Source organism: Mesorhizobium sp. RSR565B (assembly GCF_054719465.1).
Genome location: NZ_JBTTIE010000001.1, coordinates 1,821,490 through 1,841,134, shown reverse-complemented (window position 1 = coordinate 1,841,134; position 19,645 = coordinate 1,821,490). Strand labels below are relative to the sequence as shown.

Here is a 19,645-nt window from a genome sequence, read left to right as displayed (position 1 = left end):
CACGTTTTGCCAGAATCCAGGTCAGAGTCAGGCGCTATTCTTGGCTTCACCCTTCAGCCGTTCGATCGCCATCAGCACCCGTTCTGGTGTTGCAGGAGCGTCGAGACGCGGACAGACCTTATGATCGGCCACACTTGCCACCGCGTCCGACAGCGCATGCAGCACAGACATGCCGAGCGGGAAGGGCGGTTCGCCGACCGCCTTGGAACGGTGCACCGTCGGCTCGTTGGCCTCCGGCCAGTCGGCCAGCGTGACGTTGAATATCTTCGGCCGGTCGGACGCGAGCGGGATCTTATAGGTCGACGGCGCGTGCGTGCGCAGCCGGCCCTTGTCGTCCCACCACAGTTCCTCCGTCGTCAGCCAGCCCATACCCTGGATGAAGCCGCCCTCGATCTGGCCGAGATCGATGGCGCGGTTCAGCGAGCGGCCGGTGTCATGCAATATGTCGGTGCGCTCGACGACATATTCGCCGGTCAACGTGTCGACCGAGACTTCCGAGCACGAGGCGCCATAGGCGAAATAATAGAACGGACGGCCCTCGCCCTTGTCACGGTTCCAGTGGATTTTCGGCGTCTTGTAAAAACCCGCCGCCGACAGTTGGATGCGGGCCATATAGGCCTGCTTGACGAGGTCGGTGAAGGCGATCTCCTGATTGCCGATGCGCACCCGGTTGGGCAGGAAAAGCACCTGCTCGCGCGGCACCTGGTATTTTTCGGCGGCGAAGTCGGTCAGCCGTTCCTTGATCTGGCGGGCGCCGTTCTGCGCCGCCATGCCGTTGAGGTCGGTGCCGGACGACGCCGCGGTGGCCGAAGTGTTCGGCACCTTGCCGGTGGTCGTCGCGGTGATCTTGACCTGGTCGAGGTCGATCTGGAACTCTTCCGCCACCACCTGCGCCACCTTGACGTAGAGGCCTTGCCCCATCTCGGTGCCGCCGTGATTCAGATGCACCGAACCGTCGGTGTAGACATGCACCAGCGCGCCGGCCTGGTTGTAGTGGGTGGCCGTGAAAGAGATGCCGAATTTGACCGGCGTCAGCGCCAGGCCGCGCTTGATGAAGCGGCTGTTGGCGTTGAAGGCCTGGATGATGCGGCGGCGCCCCGCATAGTCGGCGCTCGCCTCCAGCTCGGCGACGATGCGGTGGATGATGTTGTCCTCGACCGTCTGGTGATACGGGGTGACGTTGCGGCCCCCGTCTTTATCACCACTGGTGCCATAAAAATTCTGCTTGCGGATTTCGAGCGGGTCCTTGCCGACGGCAAAGGCAACCTCGTCGATGACGCGTTCGGCACCGACCATCCCTTGCGGGCCGCCGAAGCCGCGAAACGCCGTGTTCGACACGGTGTTGGTGTAAAGCGGCGCCGATTGCGCATGCACCGCCGGCCAGAAATAGGTGTTATCGCAATGGAACAGCGCGCGGTCGGTGACCGGGCCGGACAGGTCCGATGAAAAGCCGCAACGCGCCGCGAACATGAAGTCGACGCCAAGAATGTTGCCGGCGTCGTCGAAACCTACTTCGTAGTCGACGAGGAAGTCATGGCGCTTGCCGGTGGCAATCATGTCGTCGTCACGGTCGGGCCGAATCTTGACCGCGCGATGGTGTTTCTTGGCGGCGATCGCCGCCAATGCCGCAAACTGGTTGCCTTGCGTCTCCTTCCCGCCGAAGCCACCGCCCATACGGCGGATTTCCACCGTGATGGCATTGCTCGGCACGCCCAGCGCATGGCTGACCATATGCTGGACTTCGCTCGGATGCTGGGTCGAGGAATAGATGGTGACGTCCTGGTCCTCGCCGGGAATGGCCACTGCGATATGGCCTTCGAGATAGAAATGCTCTTGGCCGCCGATGCGCATCTTGCCCTTCAGCCGGCGGGGCGCCGCCTTGATCGCGGCAGCGGCATCGCCACGCTTCAGCGTGAGCGGCGGCGTGACCAGCTTGTCCTTGCGGGGGTCGAGATCGCCAATGTCGGTGACGAAAGGCAATGGACTGTATTCGACCTTGGCCAGCCGGGTGGCGCGGCGCGCCTGTTCGCGCGTCTTGGCAATAACGCAGAAGATCGGCTGACCATAAAACTGCACCTTGTCGTCGGCCAGCACCGGCTCGTCGTGTCGACCGGTCGGCGAAATGTCATTTTCGCCCGGAACGTCCTTGGCCGTCAGCACATCGACGACGCCCGGCGCCGCGCGCACCGCCGACAGATCCATTTTGCTGATCGTCGCATGCGTCGCCGTGGACAGGCCGAGGCAGCCATGCAGCATGCCCGCCGGTTCCGGCATATCGTCGATATAGACCGCGCTGCCGCTGACATGCTTGTGCGCGGAATCGTGGCGCTGGTCGGCGGCGACGCCACCGGAAATCTTCTGCGCCTTGAGATCTGGAGAGGCGTGCTTGTTCATCAGGCCGCCTCGTTGCGTGACACCTGGAACGGCGCCTTGCTGCCGCTGGTTTCGGCAAAAAAGCGCAGCAGCAGGTTCCTGGCCGCCAGCGCCCGGTACTCGGCCGATGCCCGCATATCGGTCAGCGGGGTGAAATCGCCGGCATATTCAGCCATGGCCGCTTCCACCGTTGTCTCCGTCCACGGCTTGCCGAGCAGCGCTTTTTCGACACCGAAAGCCCGCTTCGGGGTGGCCGCCATGCCGCCATAGGCGATGCATATATCGGCCACGGTTCCGTCCTTGGCCAAGTCGAGGAAAAAGGCGCCAAGGGCTGCGGTGATGTCCTCGTCGCGGCGCTTGGTGATCTTGTAGACGGCAAACTTCGTGCCCTTGGCCGGCACGGGAACGTGCACGGCCTCGACGAATTCGCCTGGCTGCCGGTCCTGCTTGCCATAGGCGATGAAGAAATCCTCGAGCGCGATGGTGCGCCGCTTCTTGCCGCGGCGCAGCGTCAGTTGCGCACCAAGCGCGATCAGGGGCGGCGGCGTGTCGCCGATCGGCGAGCCATTGGCGATGTTGCCGCCGATGGTGCCCATGTTTCGTACCTGTTCGCCGCCGATGCGGTCGAACAATGGCCCGAGCGCGGGGATGCGCTTGGCCAGTGTCGCGAAGGCGTCGGTGTAGGTAACGCCGGCGCCGATGGTGATGACGTCATTGTCTTCGGAGATCGCGCACAGCCCCTCGAGATTGCCGATGAAGACTACCGGTGAGATGTCGCGCATGTGCTTGGTGACCCACAGGCCGACGTCGGTCGAGCCGGCGACAACAGTGGCGTCGGGTTCCTTATCCAGTACAGCGGCGAAATCATCGGCGTTGGCCGGGACGACCAACCTCAGCTTGCCGGCGCCGATTTCGACGCGGGCACCGTCATGCATAGCCTCGAGCCTGGCGGTGATCGCCTTGCGCTCGGCCGCCAGCGGATCCTTCGCCGCCTTGCCGTAGCTGGAGATGGCACGCGCGGCGCGCATGATTGCCTCATAGCCGGTGCAGCGGCAAAGATTGCCTTGCAAGGCCTTCTCGATCGCCGCATTCGACGGGTCCGGCGACTTCATCCACAAGCCGTAGAGCGACATGACGAAGCCCGGCGTGCAGAAGCCGCATTGCGAAGCGTGGAAATCGACCATCGCCTGCTGCACCGGATGCAATTGGCCAGGCGCGCCGCGCAGATGCTCGACGGTGACGACATGGGTGCCGTCGAGCGAACCGAGGAAACGGATGCAGGCGTTGACGCTTTCATAAACCAGCTTGCCGGCGGACAATTTTCCGACCAGGACCGTGCAGGCGCCGCAATCGCCCTCGGCGCAGCCTTCCTTGGTGCCGCGCAGCGAGCGGTCGAGCCGCAGCCAGTCGAGCAAGGTCGCGTCGGGCGCCACCGACGACAGCGCGACATCCCTGCCATTGAGGATGAAGCGGATCTCGTTGCGTATTGTGATCTTGGCCATGCGTCAGCTCCCCCTGTAGGTCGAGTAGCCATAAGGAGAGATAAGCAACGGCACATGATAATGCACGGATTCCGCCATGCCGAAGCGGATCGGCACACTGTCGAGGAAGGCCGGTTCCGGCAGTTTGGTGCCCTGGCCGCGTAGATAGTCACCGGCGGCGAACACCAGTTCGTATTCGCCGAGGCGGAATTCCGCTCCTGCCAGCAGCGGCGCATCGCAGCGGCCGTCGGCATTTGTGACGACGGTCTTCAAATGTATCCGCGCGTCGCTCTCAAGATGATAAAGCGCGATCGACAGGCCCGCCGCCGGCTTGCCGGTCGCGGTGTCGAGCACATGCGTCGTCAGACGTCCGCCATCGGCTTTCGACGTTTCTGCCACTGGCGCCTCCCATTTCCGATACAGCCGAACAAAGCAGTGAATTGTGCGCCAATTAAAGGCGATGCATAAGTCCCGGTCGAGCGGAGTGGCACAAAAACACTTTCAAAAATTTCGGGGGAATGCGCGAGCAACCCTTTCGACTATCCTGATCACAACTTCCGGCAGCGTCCGGCGGGGAGGGGCAATGCGTTACTCTAGAGACATGCGCGGCTACGGAGCCAATCCGCCGGATCCGAAATGGCCGGGCGGTGCGCATGTGGCCGTCCAATTCGTCGTCAACTACGAGGAAGGCGGCGAGAACTGCGTGCTGCACGGCGACAAGGCCTCGGAAGCCTTCCTGTCGGAAATCGTCGGCGCCGCGCCCTGGGTCGGCCTGCGCCACTGGAACATGGAATCGATCTACGAATATGGCGCGCGGGCAGGCTTCTGGCGGCTGCTGCGCCTGTTCAGCGAGGCGCAAGTGCCGGTGACCTGCTATGGGGTCGCCTCAGCATTAGCCCGGTCGCCCGACCAGGTGGCGGCGATGCAGGAGGCCGGCTGGGAAATGGCCTCGCACGGCCTGAAATGGATCGACTACCGCGACCACAGCGCCGAGGACGAGCGCCGCGACCTCGAAGCGGCGATCAAGCTGCACTACGAGGTGACGGGCCGACGGCCGACCGGCTGGTACACCGGCCGCACCTCGGTCAATACGGTGCGGTTGGTGGCCGAAGAGGGCGGCTTCGACTATGTGTCGGACACTTATGACGACGAACTGCCCTACTGGTTCGAGCACAGCGGCGGCGCGCAACTCGTCATCCCCTACACGCTCGATGCCAACGACATGCGTTTCGCCACGCCGCAGGGATTCAATTCCGGCGACCAGTTCTTCGCCTATTTGAAGGACAGTTTCGACACGCTCTTTGCCGAGGGCAAAGCGGGCCGGCCGCGGATGATGAACATCGGCCTGCATTGCCGCCTCGTCGGACGTCCTGGTCGGGTGGCGGCGCTGAAGCGCTTCGTCGACTATGTGAAATCGCACGACAAGGTCTGGCTGGCGCGGCGGATCGATATCGCCAGGCACTGGCAGAAGAACCACCCCTACCAGCCGGCGGCGCTCAAGCCGTCGAAGATGGAGTTCGAAACCTTCGTCGACACTTTCGGCGGCGTGTTCGAACATTCGCCCTGGATCGCCGAACGTGCCTATGAGCTGGAGCTTGGGCCGGCGCATGACAGCGCCGGCGGCCTGCACAATGCGCTCTGCCGCGTCTTCCGCGCCGCCAGCGAAACCGAGCGGATCGGCGTCCTCAACGCCCATCCCGATCTCGCTGGCAAACTGGCCGAAGCGAGACGCCTCACTGCGGAATCCACACGCGAGCAGGCCTCCGCCGGCCTCGACGCGCTGACCGACAAGGAGCGCGAGCTGTTTTCCAAGCTCAACGCCGCTTACGTCACCACCTTCGGCTTTCCCTTCATCATCGCGGTGCGGGGCAAGACCAAGGAGGAGATCCTCGCCGAGTTCGAGGCGCGCATCGGCAACAGCCGTGGCGTAGAACTCGATACCTCCTGCAAACAGGTCGAGCGCATCGCGCTGCTCCGCCTGAAAGACATGCTCCCGCTCTAATGAAATGACTGAGGGGTCAGGACCCAATGGATATGATCAAGACTGACCAGAAAACCTATTATGCACCGCATGGCGGCCATCCCGGCCAAACTGAGCTTTTGACCGGCCGCGCCGTCTTCACCGAGGCCTATGCCGTCATACCGAAGGGAGTGATGCAGGACATCGTCACCAGCCCACTGCCGTTCTGGGACGAGACCAGGGCCTGGATCATCGCCAGGCCGCTTTCGGGTTTCGCCGAGACATTTTCGCAGTACATCGTCGAGATCCTGCCTGGCGGCGGCAGCGACCGGCCCGAGCCGGACGCCGGCGCCGAGGGCGTGCTGTTCGTGGTCGAGGGCGAGTTGACCGTTTCGCTGGCCGGCAAGAAGCACGTGCTTCAAGCCGGCGGTTTTGCCTTCCTGCCGCCGGCCAGCGGCTGGACGGTGCGCAACGAAGGTCGCGACGCCGTACGCTTCCACTGGATCAGGAAGGCCTATGAGGCCGTCGACGGCATCGACGCGCCGGAAGCCCTGTTCAGCAGTGACCAGCAAGTGGCGCCGACGCCGATGCCCGGCACCGAGGGCCGCTGGGCGACGACCCGTTTCGTCGATCCGGCCGACATGCGCCACGACATGCATGTCACCATCGTCACGCTCGAGCCCGGCGCCGTCATCCCGTTTGCCGAGACGCATGTCATGGAGCACGGGCTCTATGTCTTGGAAGGCAAGGCGGTCTACCGCCTCAACCAGGACTGGGTCGAGGTCGAGGCCGGCGACTTCATGTGGCTGCGCGCCTTCTGCCCGCAGGCCTGCTACGCGGGCGGCCCAGGCAAATTCCGCTATCTCCTTTACAAGGACGTCAACCGGCACGCCAAGCTCGGCGGGGCGGGCATTGGCGGTCGCGCGCGGTGACCCGCATCACAGCGCGGCCGCTGACCCGCGAAAGCTTTGCCGGCTTCGGCGATGTCATCGACATGGGCGGCGGCAATCACTACCCGATCAATGGCGGCAAGACCGAGCGCTACCACAATCTCGCCACCGCTGAAGCCGCGGGACCGAATGCCTGCGTGCTGATCTCGATGGCGCGCGGCACGCCTTACGACCTGCCGCTGAAGCTGACCATGGTCGAGCGCCATCCCTTAGGCAGCCAGGCGTTCATCCCGCTGTCACCGCGGCCTTTCCTGGTCGTCGTCTGCCATGACGGCAAGGACGGTCCGGGCGAGCCGCACGCCTTCATCACCGCACCCGGGCAAGGCGTCAACTATCCGCGCAATCTCTGGCACGGCGTGCTGACGCCGCTCGGCGAAGCGCAGGATTTCGTCATCGTCGACCGCGGCGGTGACGGCTCCAACCTCGAAGAGTTCCATTTCTCGCACCCCTACGAAATCCATCTCCCCAACGAGACCTGAGAAATGACCGACATATCGCTGATCGACCGCCTGCTCGATGTCATCGAGCACGACATCGTGCCGAAAACGGCAGAGGGCGTGGCCCATGGGAACAAGCTGTTCGGCGCCGCCATCCTGCGGAAGGGCGACCGCTCGCTGGTGCTGGCCGAAACCAACAACGAGATGGAAAATCCGCTCTGGCATGGCGAGGTGCACTGCCTGAAGCGTTTCTATGAAATGCCGAAAGCCGAGCGCGTCGACACCAAGGACGCCATCTTCATCGCCACGCATGAGCCCTGCTCGCTCTGCCTGTCGGCGATCACCTGGACCGGCTTCGACAATTTCTACTACCTCTTCAGCCACGAGGATTCACGCGACAGCTTTGCGATCCCGCACGATCTGAAAATCCTGAAAGAGGTCTTCACTCTTGATCCCGGCGGCTACAATGCCGAGAACGCTTATTGGAAGAGTTTTTCCATTCGCAGGCTGGTGCGGGCGCTGCCCGAGGCCGAGCGCGGCCGGCTTGAGGCAAGGATCGGCAATATTTCCACCCGCTACGACGAACTGTCCGCCGCTTATCAGGCGCGCAAGTCCGAAAACGACATTCCGCTGAACTGACGCGGATTGCCTAGCCTACCTTCGCGTTTTTCAGCACCTCGTTGATCCTGGCCTGCCAGCCCTTGCCGGTCGCCTTGAATTTACTGATGACATCCTGATCCAGACGGATGGACACGACTTGCTTAGGCTTCTCCACGGCTGGCCGGCCACGAGCACGCCTTATGCTCTCGAAAAGTTCTGGAAACACTTCCGCGAAAGGCCTGGCTTGCGCCAACTGTTCGTCTGTCGTCTCCGCATCGTCGGGATCATCAACAATTTGTCTTTGAATTTCCACTTCCTCCGCATCGGTAAGCGGTCGAACACGCGATTTAGGATTGTTCATATACTGACCTTTCCTTTCGGCTGGCACGGCGCATCGAGATCACCGAATCGCCTTCGAACCAAGCGGCTTGAAAATCACGGCCAGGATGATCTCTCCGAATTCGCCAATCGCCTTGAACCGGTCGGCCTTGGCTGGAAGGACGGTTGAAGTCGCAAAAAACTCAATATCGAGTTCGGCAAAATCGAGACCCCGGCTGTCGAGGTTCGTCACGCGCTTTGGCTCATCCCAAACGATTCAGGCGAAACCATCCTCATCACGTTGGGTTCAGTTAATAAATGTAATCATTAATTATATCCTGCAACATCAGGGCAAAACAATCGGGCTACATATCGTGGCGTCGTCGCGGCGACACCGGCCGTCGCCCGTTTGACTTCATGACATGCCCGCTTCATGCGTCACTGACATCCTGGAGCATCGCATGAAAACCATCACCGAATTTCCCCGCAAGGTCGTCGAATTCCCCGATATGGGCATCGTCATGCCGGATGGTTGCCGGCTGTCGGCGCGGGTTTGGATGCCGGAGGACGCCAGCAGCGATCCGGTGCCGGCGATCCTCGAGCACCTGCCCTATCGCAAGCGCGACGGCACCATCTTTCGCGATCAACTGACGCATCCCTATTTTGCCGGCCACGGCTACGCCTCGATCCGCGTCGACATGCGCGGCAATGGCGATTCCGAAGGTCTGATGGACGACGAATATTCCGAGCAGGAATTGCAGGACGCCTGCGATGTGATTGCCTGGGCGGCAGCACAGCCCTGGTGCAATGGCAGTGTCGGCATGATGGGCATTTCCTGGGGCGGCTTCAACTGCCTGCAGGTGGCGGCCAAGCAGCCGCCGGCGCTGAAGGCGGTGATCAGCCTGTGCTCGACCGTCGACCGCTACGCCGACGACATCCACTACAAGGGCGGCTGCCTTTTGACGGAAAATTTCGGCTGGGCCTCGACCATGTTGTCCTATTCGTCGCGACCGCCGGATCCGCTGATTGCTGGCGACAATCGCTGGCGCGACCTCTGGCTGACGCGGCTGGAGAACCAGTCTTTCCTTCTGCCGCTCTGGCTCAGCCATCAGCATCGCGACGCCTATTGGAAACGCGGTTCGATCTGCGAGGATTTCTCCGCGGTCAAAGCCGCCGTGCTGTCGATCGGCGGCTGGCATGACGGCTACCGCAACACGATTTCGCATCTGGTCACCAACATCCAGGCGCCGGTGAAGGGCATTGTCGGGCCATGGATCCACAAATACCCGCATTATGCCGAACCCAAACCCGCCATCGGCTTCCTGCAGGAGGCGTTGCGCTGGTGGGACAGCTGGTTGAAGGGCGTCGAGACCGGCGTGGAGGCCGACCCGGACTACCGCGCCTATGTCATGGACAGTGTGCGGCCGGCGCGCTGGCACCCGGAGCGGCCGGGCCGTTGGGTGGCCGAACAGGAATGGCCGTCTCCCAACATCAAGGTCGGGGCGATCGAACTCATTGCTGACGGCGTCAGGCCGGCGATCGTGGCGACCCCGCAAAGCTGCGGGCTCGCCGGCGGCGAATATTTTCCCTTCACCTTTGGCCCGGAACTGCCGGGCGACCAGCGCCCGGACGACGCGCTGTCCGTCTGCTTCGATCAGCCTGTGCTTGCCGAGGCACTCGACATCGTCGGCGCGCCGGAGCTTCTCATCCGGGTGTCGTCCGATCGCCCGCAGGCGAACATCGCGGTGCGGCTGTGCGACGTGCACCCCGACGGCGCCTCGGAACTGATCTCCTACGGCGTGCTCAACCTGACGCATCGTTCTTCGCACGAACAGCCGCAAGCGCTGGTGCCGGGCGAAACGGTTTCGGCGCGCGTTATTCTCGACCAGTGCGCCTACCGCGTGCCGGCCGGACACCGCCTGCGCATCGCGGTTTCCAATGCTTACTGGCCGATGATCTGGCCGTCGCCGGAGCCGGTGCGGCTCGACCTTTCAGCGGCGACGCTGAGGCTGCCGCTGCGCCCGCTCGCAAAAGCCGACGAGACCTCGTTCCAGTCTCCCGAAGGCGCAACACCCTGGGCAACCGCGACAGTTCGTGCAGCGAATTCCGAGCGTCACGTCGATCGCGATGAGAAGACCGGCATCGTCACGCTGTCGATCACGGATGATTTCGGAGAAGTGCGCGATCTCGCGCATGGACTGGCCAATGGCAGCATTGCCCGCGAGAGCTGGACGATCCACCCCGACGACCCGCTGTCTGCCTCGGGTCGCACGCACTGGACGCAGACCTTGTCGCGAAACGGATGGTCGGTGCGCACCGAGACGTCGGCTGAAATGCGCTGCGATGCGCAAAACTTCATCGTCAGCGCCAGAATCGAAGCCTATGAGGGCGAAACGCTGGTTTTCGAACGCGATTTCGAAGAGACGATCCCGCGCGACCTGCTCTGAGCGTCGACCCGACTGGTCCAGTTGCGACGCACGATTTACGCCACGGCATGTCGCATTCCGTCTTGCTTACGGCTTTGCCTTCCGGTCAATATCCCTTTGGTAACAACAAGCAAAAAACGACCATAAGGTCGAACCAACAGAGTGAGGAACTCAAATGTCCAACGAACTCGAATATCTGAGCCGGCGCGTTGCGTCCGGCAAGCTGAGCCGTCGTGATTTCCTCGGCCGCGCCGCAGCACTCGGCGTCACAGCGCCCTTCGCCAATATGCTGCTTTCCAGTGCGGCTCGCGCGGAAGGCCCGGTCAAGGGCGGCACGCTGAAGGCCGGCCTCGTCGGCGGCGAATCCACGAACAGCCTGGACCCGGCTTTGTTCATGACGCAAGTGCCGTTCGCCTTTGGCAAGATGTGGGGCGAACTGATCGTCGAGCTGTCTCCGGAAGGCAAACTCGAGAACCGCATCGCCGAAGAGATCGGCTCGTCGGACGACGCCAAGGTGTGGACGCTGAAAATCCGCGACGGCGTCGAATTCCACAACGGCAAGACGGTGACCGCTGAGGATGTGGCGGCAACGCTCGAGCGCCATTCTGATGAAAAGTCGAAGTCCGGCGCGCTGGGCTACATGAAGGGCATCGACAGCATCAAAGCCAGTGGCAAGGAAGTCGTCCTGACGCTGAAGGAGGCCAACGCCGACCTTCCCTATCTCCTCAGCGACTACCACCTCATCGTCCAGCCCAACGGCGGCAAGGACAAGGCGGATGCCGGCATCTCGGCAGGACCCTACAAGGTCACCACCAACGAGCCCGGCGTGCGCCATGGCGGCGAGCGCTTCGCCAATTACTGGCAGGCCGACAAGATGGGCCATGCCGACCAGATCGAGATCATCGTTATCAACGACGCGACCGCGCGCACGGCGGCCCTGCAGGGCGGCCAGGTCAACATGATCAACCGCGTCGAGCCGAAGATCGTCGACCTGATCAAGCGTGTACCGGGCGTCACCATCCGCAACCATGCCGGCCCCGGCCACTATGTCTTCATCATGCATTGCAACACCGCGCCCTTCGACAACAGCGACCTGCGCATGGCGCTGAAGCTCGCGATCGACCGTGAGGAGATGCTGAACAAGGTGCTGCGCGGCTACGGCTCGCTCGGCAACGACTTCCCGATCAATTCGTCCTATCCGCTGTTTTCCGAGATCGAGCAGCGCAAATATGATCCCGACAAGGCCAAGTTCCACTACAAGAAGTCGGGCCATGACGGCACCGTGCTGCTGCGCACCTCCGACGTCGCCTTCCCGGGCGCGGTCGACGCCTCGCAGCTCTTCCAGCAGAGCGCGGCCAAGGCCGGCATCAAGATCGAGCTCAAGCGCGAGCCCGGCGACGGGTACTGGAACGAGGTCTGGAACAAGCAGCCCTTCTGCGCCTCCTATTGGGGCGGCCGATCGACCCAGGACCAGATGTACTCGACCGCCTATCTGTCGACCGCCGACTGGAACGACACCCGTTTCAAGCGTCCGGACTTCGACAAGCTGGTGCTGGCCGCACGCGCCGAACTCGACGAGACCAAGCGCAAGCAGATGTACCACGACATGGCCGTGCTGGTGCGCGACGAGGGCGGCCTGATCCTGCCGATGTTCAATCAGTTCATCGATGCGACAGGCGCCAAGGTCGGCGGCTGGGTCGACGATCCGCATCAGGAGCTGATGAACGGCTACGCGCTGGCGAAGTGCTGGCTCGAAGCCTGAGCCCGGCTTTGCGGATATGTCCTCACCCGTCGTGAAACTTGTGGCCCAGCGCGTTGCGCTGGGCATCGTCCTCTTGCTGGCCGTTTCGGTCCTGATCTTCGCCGGCACCCAGATCCTGCCCGGCGACGTCGCGCAAGCCATTCTCGGACAGTCGGCGACGCCGGAATCGCTCGCCAATTTGCGCGAGCAGCTCGGCCTCAATCAGCCGGCTTACATCAGGTATTTCCATTGGCTCGGCGGTGCACTCACCGGCGACCTCGGCACGGCGATGTCGAGCGGCCAGGATATCGCGACCTCGATCAAGGGGCGGCTGTGGAACACGCTGTTTCTCGCCTTCTGGGCGGCGGTCGTGGCCGTGCCGCTGGCGATCATCCTCGGCCTGATCGCCGTGCGTTACCGCAACGGTTGGGTCGACAAGCTGATCTCCGGCCTGGCGCTCGCCTCGACCTCCTTCCCGGAATTCTTCATCGGCTATGTGCTCGTCTACTTCTTTGCCGTGAAGTATCAATGGTTCCCGGCCATTTCCACGGTCTATGACGGCATGCCGTTCGGCGAGCGTATGCAGGCGATCGCGTTGCCGGCCGCCGCGCTGACGCTGGTTGTGCTGGCGCATATGATGCGCATGACCCGCGCGGCCATCCTCAACGTCATGCAGTCGGCCTATGTCGAGACGGCTGAACTGAAAGGCCTGTCGGCCTTCAACGTCATCCGCAAGCATGCTTTCCCCAACGCCATCGCGCCGATCATCAATGTCGTCATGCTCAACCTCGCCTACCTCATCGTCGGCGTCGTCGTGGTCGAGGTGATCTTCGTCTATCCCGGCATGGGGCAATATCTGGTCGACCACGTCACCAAGCGCGACGTGCCGGTGGTGCAGGCCGTCGGCCTGATCTTTGCCGCTGTCTACATCACTCTCAACATCATCGCGGACATCGGGGCGATTGTCGCCAATCCGCGCCTCAGACATCCGAAATAGGCGGCGGGCATGCTCGATATCAAACGCATCCCCATTCCCGCGCTGATTGGCATCGTACTGACGACGATGTTCGTCGTGGCGGCTGTCTTCGCGCCATGGATCGCACCACACGGCAATGCCGAGATTGTCAGCGACGTTCCTTGGGAACCGATGTCCGCAGCGCATTGGCTGGGCACCGACAATCTCGGCCGTGATCTTCTGTCGCGCATGATCTACGGCGCTCGCATCACGCTGTTCATTGCGGTGCTGGCCACCGCGCTGTCATTCTCGCTTGGCGCCATCCTCGGCTTTTCGGCGGCGGTGTTCGGCGGCTGGTTCGACACGCTTCTGTCGCGCCTTGTCGATCTGCTGATGTCGATCCCGACCCTGATCATGGCGCTCGTCGTGCTTTCGGTGCTGCCGACCAATCTGGTGACGCTGATCCTGGTGATGGGCGTCCTCGACTCGACCCGCGTCTACCGGCTGTCGCGCGCGGTGGCCGTCGACATCAACGTCATGGATTATGTCGAGGCCGCCAAGCTGCGGGGCGAAGGCAGCGGCTGGATCATCTTCCGCGAGATCCTGCCCAACGCGCTGTCGCCGCTGGTCTCGGAACTTGGCCTGCGCTTCATCTACGCGGTGCTGTTCTTGTCGACGCTGTCCTTTCTCGGCCTTGGCGTGCAACCGCCGGATGCCGACTGGGGCGGCATGGTCAAGGAAAACAAGGACGGCATCGTCTTCGGTATCGGGGCGGCACTCATCCCCGCCGCGGCGATCGCAGCACTGGCGATTTCGGTCAATCTGGTCGCCGACTGGGTGCTCAACCGCACGACAAGCCTGAAGGGAGGACGCGGGTGATGGCTGACACAAAAGCAAAGCCCGGCCTGCTGCTCGATATCCGCAATCTGCGCATCGAAGCGACAGTGTTTCCGCCCGGCGAGGCGCCGAAGAACATCGTTTTGGTCCACGATGTCTCGCTGACGCTGGAAAAGGGCAAGGTGCTCGGCCTGATCGGCGAGTCCGGCGCCGGCAAGTCGACCATCGGCCTGTCGTCGATGGGCTATGGCCGTGGCGGCGTGCGCATCACCGGCGGAGAGGTGCTGCTCAACGGCCGCGATATTCTCAAGGGCGGCAAGGAAGGTTTCCGCAAATTGCGCGGCCGCGAGGTCTGCTATGTCGCGCAGTCGGCGGCCGCGGCCTTCAATCCGGCGCACAAGCTGATGGACCAGGTGGTGGAAGCAACGCTGCTGCACGGCACGGCGACACGCGCCGAGGCCGAGAAACGTGCCGTGGCGTTGTTCAAGAAGCTCAGCCTGCCAAACCCCGAAATCATCGGCGAACGCTTCCCGCACCAGGTCTCAGGCGGCCAATTGCAGCGCGTGATGACGGCTATGGCGCTGTGTTCGGAACCTGACCTGATCGTCTTCGACGAGCCGACCACGGCGCTCGACGTGACGACGCAGATCGACGTGCTGGCGGCGATCAAGGACGCCATCCGCGACACCCATGTCGCGGCGCTCTACATTACCCACGATCTTGCCGTCGTCGCCCAGGTCTCGGACGAGATCATGGTGCTGCGCCATGGCAGGCTGGTCGAATGGGGCGGCACTCGCCAGATCATCAAGGAGCCGCGCCAGGAATACACCAATGCGCTGGTCTCGGTGCATGAGATCGAGCATGCCGAGCAGAAGCCCGGCGCCGCGCCGTTCCTGTCGGTCAAGAACGTCACCGCCGCTTACGGCGGCAGCCACGTCAAGGTGCTGAAGAACGTCTCGGTCGAGATCTATCCGGGACAGACGCTGGCGGTCGTCGGTGAATCCGGCTCTGGCAAGTCGACGCTGGCGCGCGCTATCACCGGGCTGTTGCCGCCCGAGGAAGGCACCGTCACCTTCGATGGCAGGCCGCTCGCCAACCGGCTTGCCGACCGGCCGAAGGAGGATCTGCGCCAGTTGCAGATGATCTATCAGATGGCCGACGTGGCGATGAACCCGCGCCAGACCGTCGGCACCATCATTGGCCGGCCGCTGGAATTCTACTTCGGCATACGCGGCCGCGAGCGCGACAAGCGCGTCGCCGAACTGCTCGACGAGATCGAGATGGGCAAGGGCTTTCTCGATCGTTATCCGGCCGAACTCTCCGGAGGCCAGAAACAGCGCGTCTGTATCGCCCGCTCGCTCGCCGCCAAGCCCAAGCTGATCATCTGCGACGAGGTGACATCGGCGCTCGACCCGCTGGTGGCCAACGGCATTCTCAAGCTGCTGCTCAACCTGCAGCAGCACGAGAAGGTCGCCTACCTCTTTATCACCCACGATCTGGCGACGGTGAAGTCGATCGCCGATTCGATCGCGGTGATGTACCGCGGCGAGGTGGTGCGCTATGGCGCCAAGAGCAAGGTGCTGACGCCGCCCTTCGACGCCTATACCGACCTGCTGCTGTCGTCCGTTCCCGAGATGGAGATCGGCTGGCTGGAAAAGGCGATCAAGGGACGGCGCATGGCGAGCGCGGGGAATTAGTAGGGAATTCGCGGCCTTTGTCGCGAAAACTTCCTTCAACGGCAAAAGCTTTCCGGAGCCGCCCATGGCGCTCAAGACCAAACTGCTGCTCATCATTCTCGACGGCGTGCCCTACCGGAACTGGCGCCGGCTGATGGGCAATCTCGAGGGCTGGGTGCAGTCGGGCGAGGCGCAGGTGTGGAAGATGCGCTCGGTGCTGCCGTCGACCTCGGCCTGCTGCTATGCCTCGATCCACACCGGGGTTTCGCCGCAGGAGCACGGCATCCTATCCAACGAGAACCGTTTTCTCGTCAACAAGCCGGATATTTTCTCCGAGGTCAGCAAGGCCGGCGGCAAGACCGGCGCGGTGACGCATTCCTACTGGTCGGAATTCTTTCGTTCCTATCCGTTCGATCTGGTCGAGGACATGGAGTATGACGAGCCCAACGGACCGATCGCGCATGGCCGCTTCCACACCATGACCGGCTACAATTTGCGCAACCAGATGACGCCGAGCGATGTCGATTTGTTTGCGACACTGACCCAGCTGACCCGGCGCCACGCCATCGACTACGGGATCCTGCACACCTGCACGCTGGATTCGATGGGCCATCGCTTCGGCCATGACTGCCACGAAATGGACCATGCCTGCTATGCGATGGACGGCATGCTGGCAGCCTTCCTGCCGGGCTGGCGGCAGGCCGGTTACGAGGTGATCGTAACCGCCGACCACGGCCAGACAGACCGCGGCCATCATGGCGGCCGTGACGATGAAATGCAGGATTTCGCGCTGTATTATTTCGGAGCCGGCAAAGGGCCGGATCCGGACACGCTGCTTGATCAGCTGCAACTGGCGCCGACGGTGCTGAAGCGGCTGGGTGTGCCGGTGCCGGAGACCATGAAGGCTAAGCCGTTTTTGGGGTGACGGAGGTCCCGCCGTTCGCTACCCCCTCTCCCCGTCGCTATACGGGGAGAGGGTAAGGGTGAGGGGCAGCGCTAACATCAAAATAAATACCCCAACGCCGGCGCCGCCCCTCATCCGCCTGCCGGCACCTTCTCCCCGTATAGTGACGGGGAGAAGGGAGACGCTCTGGCAACACTCCCTCTCTTCGGTTAGCTTCGCCAAAATTCCTTGGCGGAAGGATGAACCTTTTTGAACCTATCGGCGACAGAGCAGACAGGAGCCAGGCGGCTCGACCGGCCATGACGGCAGCGACCGAGACTGATCGCGCGCTTGTCGACCGGGTCGCGAAGGGCGACCGTGCCGCTGTTCGGCTGCTGTTCATGCGTCACCACGCGCGGGTCTACCGCTTCGTGGTGCGCCAGACGGGATCGGAAATGATGGCCGACGATATCGCAAACGAGGTCTTTCTTGAGCTGTGGCGCCAGGCGCCCGGTTTCGAAGGGCGCTCGGAAGTCTCGACATGGCTGCTCGGCATCGCCCGCTTCAAGGCGCTGTCGATGCTGCGCAAGAAAAAAGAAGACTGGATCGATGACGACGATGCGGCGCAGGTTCCCGATGGCGCCGACACGCCGGAAGTCGCCACCATGAAGGAAGACAAGGGCGCCGCCTTGCGGCGCTTCGTCGATGCCTTGCCGGAGGAACACCGCTCGGTGGTCGACCTTGCCTATTACCATGGACAGTCGGTGACGGAGATCGGCGAGGTGCTCGGCATCCCGGTCGCCACCGTCAAGACCCGAATGTTCTACGCCCGCAAGAAACTCGGCGAAGCCCTCAAGGCCGCCGGTTACGACAGGGGGTGGCCATGAGCAATCCTGAAGATATGAGCGCCGCTGGAAAAATGTCACGCCGTGACGAAATGGAAACGCTGCTGCCGTTCTACCTGAACGGCTCGCTGGAAGGCTCGGACCTCGAAGCCGTCGAGGAATGGCTGGCGAGCGATCCGGCGGCGACGGCGGCGCTTGGCGAGGCTGAGGCGGAATTCTCCGGCGCCACCGCCGCCAACGAAGCGATCCGGCCACCGGCCGATGCGCTCAGCCGCTTTGCCAGGGCGCTTGACGCCGAAGCCGGACCGGTCCGCGCGCCGGCGGGCCGTTCCTGGCTGTCGCAGGCGCTCGGCCGTGTCATGGCGGTGCCGGTCGGTGTCGCCTGGGCGGCGGCCGCTGTCTTGCTGGCGTTGGTCGTGGTGCAGTCCTACGTGCAGACCGGCGGCAAGGGTAATGATTTCGAGATTGCCGGGGCCGAGGACGAGTTGGCGAAACTGCCGTTCGCCCTGATCAAGTTCAAGCCGGACGCGAAGATGTCCGACATCGCTGTCTTCCTCGACCAGAACGGGCTGAAGATCGCCGGCGGGCCGACCGCCTCGGGTGTCTTCCGTATCGCCATCCCGGCCAAGACCGGAGCAGACTATGCCAAGCTCGTCGGCCTTATTGCCGCCCAGCCTTTCGCGGAAACTGTGATCGAGGGAAGGAAACCGGTTGATGGCAGCTAAGGCGGTCACTCGATTTGCGGCGATCCTGGCGGCGGCGATGACAATCGCCGCCGTGCCTGCGTCGGCGCAGACCAATGATCCCAATGCCGGTCGGACGAAAACCGACTGCACCGGCGCGACCGGAGCGACGGCCGCCGACTGCCCGAAAGACGGCAATGACGCCAAGGGCGGTGCGGGCGCCGGAGAGCAAGGTGCTGTTACCCTTCCGGCCCTGATCGTCGACCTGTTTCCCAATCCACCCGCTGCCGCGGCGCCCGTGCCGACGCCACGGCCGTCAGCGCCGCCGGCCGACACGCAGGCCGGACCGCCTGCCGGTGGCCCCATCGTTTCGCCGACCGATCTTGTCGCGACCGCTCCCAGGCGTGCCATCGCCGGCGAGTTCGTGCCCGACGAGGTGCTGGTGACCGTCGACGGCGACGTCGGCGCCGTCCAGCAGATAGCTGCCTCCTTCGGCCTCGAAGTGCGCTCGCAGCGCCAGTCGCGGCTGCTCGGCACCACGCTGGTGCGCTTCGGCATCCCCGACGGTCGCCCGGTCGGCACCGTGCTGGCGCAACTGGCCGCCGATGGCCGCACCCTGCGGCGCGAGCCCAACCATGTCTATTCGCTGCAGCAGGCGGCCGGCATCGTCAACTATGCCTTCGAGCGCATTCAGCTCGACAACAAGCAAGCCAGTGGCGAAAACGTGCGCATCGCCGTCATCGACACCGGCATAGACGACACCAATCCGGCGCTGTCCGGCGTCATTGCCGACCAGTTCGACGCCATGCCCAACGTGCCGGTCGAAAAGCGTGACCACGGTACCTCGGTCGACGGGCTGATCGCCGGCGTCGGCGCGCTCGAAGGCATGGCGCCCGGCGCCAGGATCTATCACGCCCGCGCCTTCGAGGACGGCAGGTCGACCATGGATGTCATCCTGTCGGCGCTCGACTGGGCGGCGGACCAGAATGTCAGCATCATCAATATGAGTTTCGTCGGCCCCAAGAACGATCTGCTCGCCACCGCCTGCCGCAATGCGCGCGGGCTCGGCATCATCCTGGTCGCTGCTGCCGGCAACAACGGGCCGAAAGCGCCCTATGGCTACCCCGCCGCCTATGACGGCGTGATCGCGGTCACCGCCACCGACGCCAAGGACGGGCTGATGCAGCAGGCCAATCGCGGCGCTTATGTCTTCATCTCGGCGCCCGGCGTCGAGATGGTGGCGCCGAGCGGCGCCGGCTCTGACGTCGTCACCGGCACCTCATTTGCCGCCGCGATCGTGTCCGGCGCAATCGCCAACCTGATCCACGCCTCACCCGAGCGCTCGGCCGACGATATCGAAAAGGCGCTGGCCGCCACCGCCAGGGATCTCGGTCCGAAGGGACGGGACAATGATTTCGGTTATGGGCTGCTGGATACGAAGGCGGCGGCGAACAAGTAAACCGGGCGAATTTCGCGCCAC

17 protein-coding genes and 1 pseudogene are annotated in these 19,645 nt (G+C 63.3%); 13 read left to right on the top strand and 5 right to left on the bottom strand.

Translation table 11 applies throughout. The features are described from left to right. Window positions 1–27: 27 nt before the first annotated feature. Genes xdhB through uraH form a run of 3 tightly spaced genes read right to left on the bottom strand, consistent with a single transcriptional unit; the run spans window position 28 to window position 4,253 of the window. Window positions 28–2,394: a xanthine dehydrogenase molybdopterin binding subunit gene (xdhB, locus tag ACYG9R_RS08755; protein ID WP_023742580.1), complete on the bottom strand. Its 2,367-nt coding sequence runs from the start codon at window positions 2,392–2,394 to the stop codon at window positions 28–30. Next, the gene (xdhA, locus tag ACYG9R_RS08750; RefSeq protein ID WP_023823872.1) at window positions 2,394–3,875 is read right to left on the bottom strand and encodes a xanthine dehydrogenase small subunit; all 1,482 of its coding nucleotides are present in this window, start codon (window positions 3,873–3,875) and stop codon (window positions 2,394–2,396) included. Before xdhA ends, xdhB begins: the two co-directional genes overlap by 1 nt. Window positions 3,876–3,878: 3 nt before the next feature. After that, complete coding sequence (gene uraH / locus ACYG9R_RS08745; protein ID WP_023694734.1) at window positions 3,879–4,253, bottom strand: hydroxyisourate hydrolase; 375 nt, start codon at window positions 4,251–4,253, stop codon at window positions 3,879–3,881. Between the two features lie 184 nt (window positions 4,254–4,437). Here uraH and puuE point away from each other — a divergent pair, with 184 nt between their 5' ends. Genes puuE through ACYG9R_RS08725 form a run of 4 tightly spaced genes read left to right on the top strand, consistent with a single transcriptional unit; the run spans window position 4,438 to window position 7,840 of the window. After that, window positions 4,438–5,856 carry an allantoinase PuuE gene (gene puuE / locus ACYG9R_RS08740; protein WP_023823871.1) on the top strand — a complete coding sequence of 473 codons (1,419 nt, stop codon included), beginning with the start codon at window positions 4,438–4,440 and terminating at the stop codon, window positions 5,854–5,856. A 32-nt stretch (window positions 5,857–5,888) separates the two neighbouring features. Beyond that, window positions 5,889–6,746, top strand: a complete 858-nt coding sequence (locus ACYG9R_RS08735; protein WP_460221814.1) for a bifunctional allantoicase/(S)-ureidoglycine aminohydrolase — start codon at window positions 5,889–5,891, stop codon at window positions 6,744–6,746. Beyond that, window positions 6,743–7,243, top strand: a complete 501-nt coding sequence (locus ACYG9R_RS08730) for an ureidoglycolate lyase (protein WP_023694737.1) — start codon at window positions 6,743–6,745, stop codon at window positions 7,241–7,243. Before ACYG9R_RS08735 ends, ACYG9R_RS08730 begins: the two co-directional genes overlap by 4 nt. A 3-nt stretch (window positions 7,244–7,246) precedes the next feature. After that, a complete protein-coding gene (locus ACYG9R_RS08725; protein ID WP_023823870.1) occupies window positions 7,247–7,840 on the top strand; it encodes a nucleoside deaminase in 594 nt (197 codons plus the stop codon). Window positions 7,841–7,850: 10 nt separating this feature from the next. On the opposite strand, the gene ACYG9R_RS08720 is transcribed toward ACYG9R_RS08725, so the two are convergent. Together ACYG9R_RS08720 and ACYG9R_RS08715 are read right to left on the bottom strand one after the other, a co-directional pair. Then, on the bottom strand, window positions 7,851–8,162 hold the full coding sequence (locus ACYG9R_RS08720) for a BrnA antitoxin family protein (RefSeq protein ID WP_023671384.1): 312 nt from the start codon (window positions 8,160–8,162) through the stop codon (window positions 7,851–7,853). Continuing rightward, window positions 8,149–8,396: pseudogene (locus ACYG9R_RS08715) on the bottom strand (BrnT family toxin). The gene ACYG9R_RS08720 and the pseudogene ACYG9R_RS08715 overlap by 14 nt, the downstream one beginning before the upstream one ends. A 184-nt stretch (window positions 8,397–8,580) precedes the next feature. On the opposite strand from ACYG9R_RS08715, the gene ACYG9R_RS08710 reads away from it, so the two are divergent. From ACYG9R_RS08710 to ACYG9R_RS08670, 9 genes are all read left to right on the top strand, one after another. After that, window positions 8,581–10,566, top strand: a complete 1,986-nt coding sequence (locus tag ACYG9R_RS08710; RefSeq protein ID WP_023823869.1) for a CocE/NonD family hydrolase — start codon at window positions 8,581–8,583, stop codon at window positions 10,564–10,566. 154 nt (window positions 10,567–10,720) lie between these two features. After that, window positions 10,721–12,307, top strand: a complete 1,587-nt coding sequence (locus ACYG9R_RS08705) for an ABC transporter substrate-binding protein (RefSeq protein ID WP_023671387.1) — start codon at window positions 10,721–10,723, stop codon at window positions 12,305–12,307. Window positions 12,308–12,323: 16 nt separating this feature from the next. Next, entirely contained in the window at window positions 12,324–13,283 is a 960-nt protein-coding gene (locus ACYG9R_RS08700) for an ABC transporter permease (RefSeq protein ID WP_023823868.1), read from the top strand. A 9-nt stretch (window positions 13,284–13,292) separates the two neighbouring features. Next, complete coding sequence (locus tag ACYG9R_RS08695; RefSeq protein ID WP_023703637.1) at window positions 13,293–14,120, top strand: ABC transporter permease; 828 nt, start codon at window positions 13,293–13,295, stop codon at window positions 14,118–14,120. Continuing rightward, window positions 14,120–15,775 (top strand): ABC transporter ATP-binding protein, encoded by a 1,656-nt coding sequence (locus tag ACYG9R_RS08690; RefSeq protein ID WP_023725919.1) that lies wholly within the window; start codon window positions 14,120–14,122, stop codon window positions 15,773–15,775. The genes ACYG9R_RS08695 and ACYG9R_RS08690 overlap by 1 nt, the downstream gene beginning before the upstream one ends. A gap of 64 nt (window positions 15,776–15,839) precedes the next feature. Next, window positions 15,840–16,679, top strand: a complete 840-nt coding sequence (locus ACYG9R_RS08685) for an alkaline phosphatase family protein (protein WP_023823867.1) — start codon at window positions 15,840–15,842, stop codon at window positions 16,677–16,679. Between the two features lie 278 nt (window positions 16,680–16,957). Further along, complete coding sequence (locus tag ACYG9R_RS08680; RefSeq protein ID WP_023725917.1) at window positions 16,958–17,524, top strand: sigma-70 family RNA polymerase sigma factor; 567 nt, start codon at window positions 16,958–16,960, stop codon at window positions 17,522–17,524. Between the two features lie 14 nt (window positions 17,525–17,538). Further along, window positions 17,539–18,207, top strand: a complete 669-nt coding sequence (locus tag ACYG9R_RS08675; protein WP_023823866.1) for an anti-sigma factor — start codon at window positions 17,539–17,541, stop codon at window positions 18,205–18,207. After that, window positions 18,197–19,624, top strand: coding sequence for a S8 family serine peptidase (locus tag ACYG9R_RS08670; RefSeq protein WP_023823865.1), 1,428 nt, complete (start codon window positions 18,197–18,199; stop codon window positions 19,622–19,624). Before ACYG9R_RS08675 ends, ACYG9R_RS08670 begins: the two co-directional genes overlap by 11 nt. The last annotated feature ends 21 nt before the right edge of the window (window positions 19,625–19,645 follow it).

What these genes read in the sequence shown, in the direction of transcription:
- ACYG9R_RS08690 (WP_023725919.1), top strand. Translation starts at nt 14,120, where the DNA reads ATGGCTGACACAAAAGCAAAGCCCGGCCTGCTGCTCGATATCCGCAAT.
- ACYG9R_RS08710 (WP_023823869.1), top strand. Translation starts at nt 8,581, where the DNA reads ATGAAAACCATCACCGAATTTCCCCGCAAGGTCGTCGAATTCCCCGAT.
- xdhA (WP_023823872.1), bottom strand. Translation starts at nt 3,875, where the DNA reads ATGGCCAAGATCACAATACGCAACGAGATCCGCTTCATCCTCAATGGC.
- ACYG9R_RS08695 (WP_023703637.1), top strand. Translation starts at nt 13,293, where the DNA reads ATGCTCGATATCAAACGCATCCCCATTCCCGCGCTGATTGGCATCGTA.
- ACYG9R_RS08725 (WP_023823870.1), top strand. Translation starts at nt 7,247, where the DNA reads ATGACCGACATATCGCTGATCGACCGCCTGCTCGATGTCATCGAGCAC.
- ACYG9R_RS08685 (WP_023823867.1), top strand. Translation starts at nt 15,840, where the DNA reads ATGGCGCTCAAGACCAAACTGCTGCTCATCATTCTCGACGGCGTGCCC.
- ACYG9R_RS08675 (WP_023823866.1), top strand. Translation starts at nt 17,539, where the DNA reads ATGAGCGCCGCTGGAAAAATGTCACGCCGTGACGAAATGGAAACGCTG.
- ACYG9R_RS08720 (WP_023671384.1), bottom strand. Translation starts at nt 8,162, where the DNA reads ATGAACAATCCTAAATCGCGTGTTCGACCGCTTACCGATGCGGAGGAA.
- ACYG9R_RS08670 (WP_023823865.1), top strand. Translation starts at nt 18,197, where the DNA reads ATGGCAGCTAAGGCGGTCACTCGATTTGCGGCGATCCTGGCGGCGGCG.
- ACYG9R_RS08700 (WP_023823868.1), top strand. Translation starts at nt 12,324, where the DNA reads ATGTCCTCACCCGTCGTGAAACTTGTGGCCCAGCGCGTTGCGCTGGGC.
- xdhB (WP_023742580.1), bottom strand. Translation starts at nt 2,394, where the DNA reads ATGAACAAGCACGCCTCTCCAGATCTCAAGGCGCAGAAGATTTCCGGT.
- puuE (WP_023823871.1), top strand. Translation starts at nt 4,438, where the DNA reads ATGCGTTACTCTAGAGACATGCGCGGCTACGGAGCCAATCCGCCGGAT.
- ACYG9R_RS08680 (WP_023725917.1), top strand. Translation starts at nt 16,958, where the DNA reads ATGACGGCAGCGACCGAGACTGATCGCGCGCTTGTCGACCGGGTCGCG.
- ACYG9R_RS08705 (WP_023671387.1), top strand. Translation starts at nt 10,721, where the DNA reads ATGTCCAACGAACTCGAATATCTGAGCCGGCGCGTTGCGTCCGGCAAG.
- ACYG9R_RS08735 (WP_460221814.1), top strand. Translation starts at nt 5,889, where the DNA reads ATGATCAAGACTGACCAGAAAACCTATTATGCACCGCATGGCGGCCAT.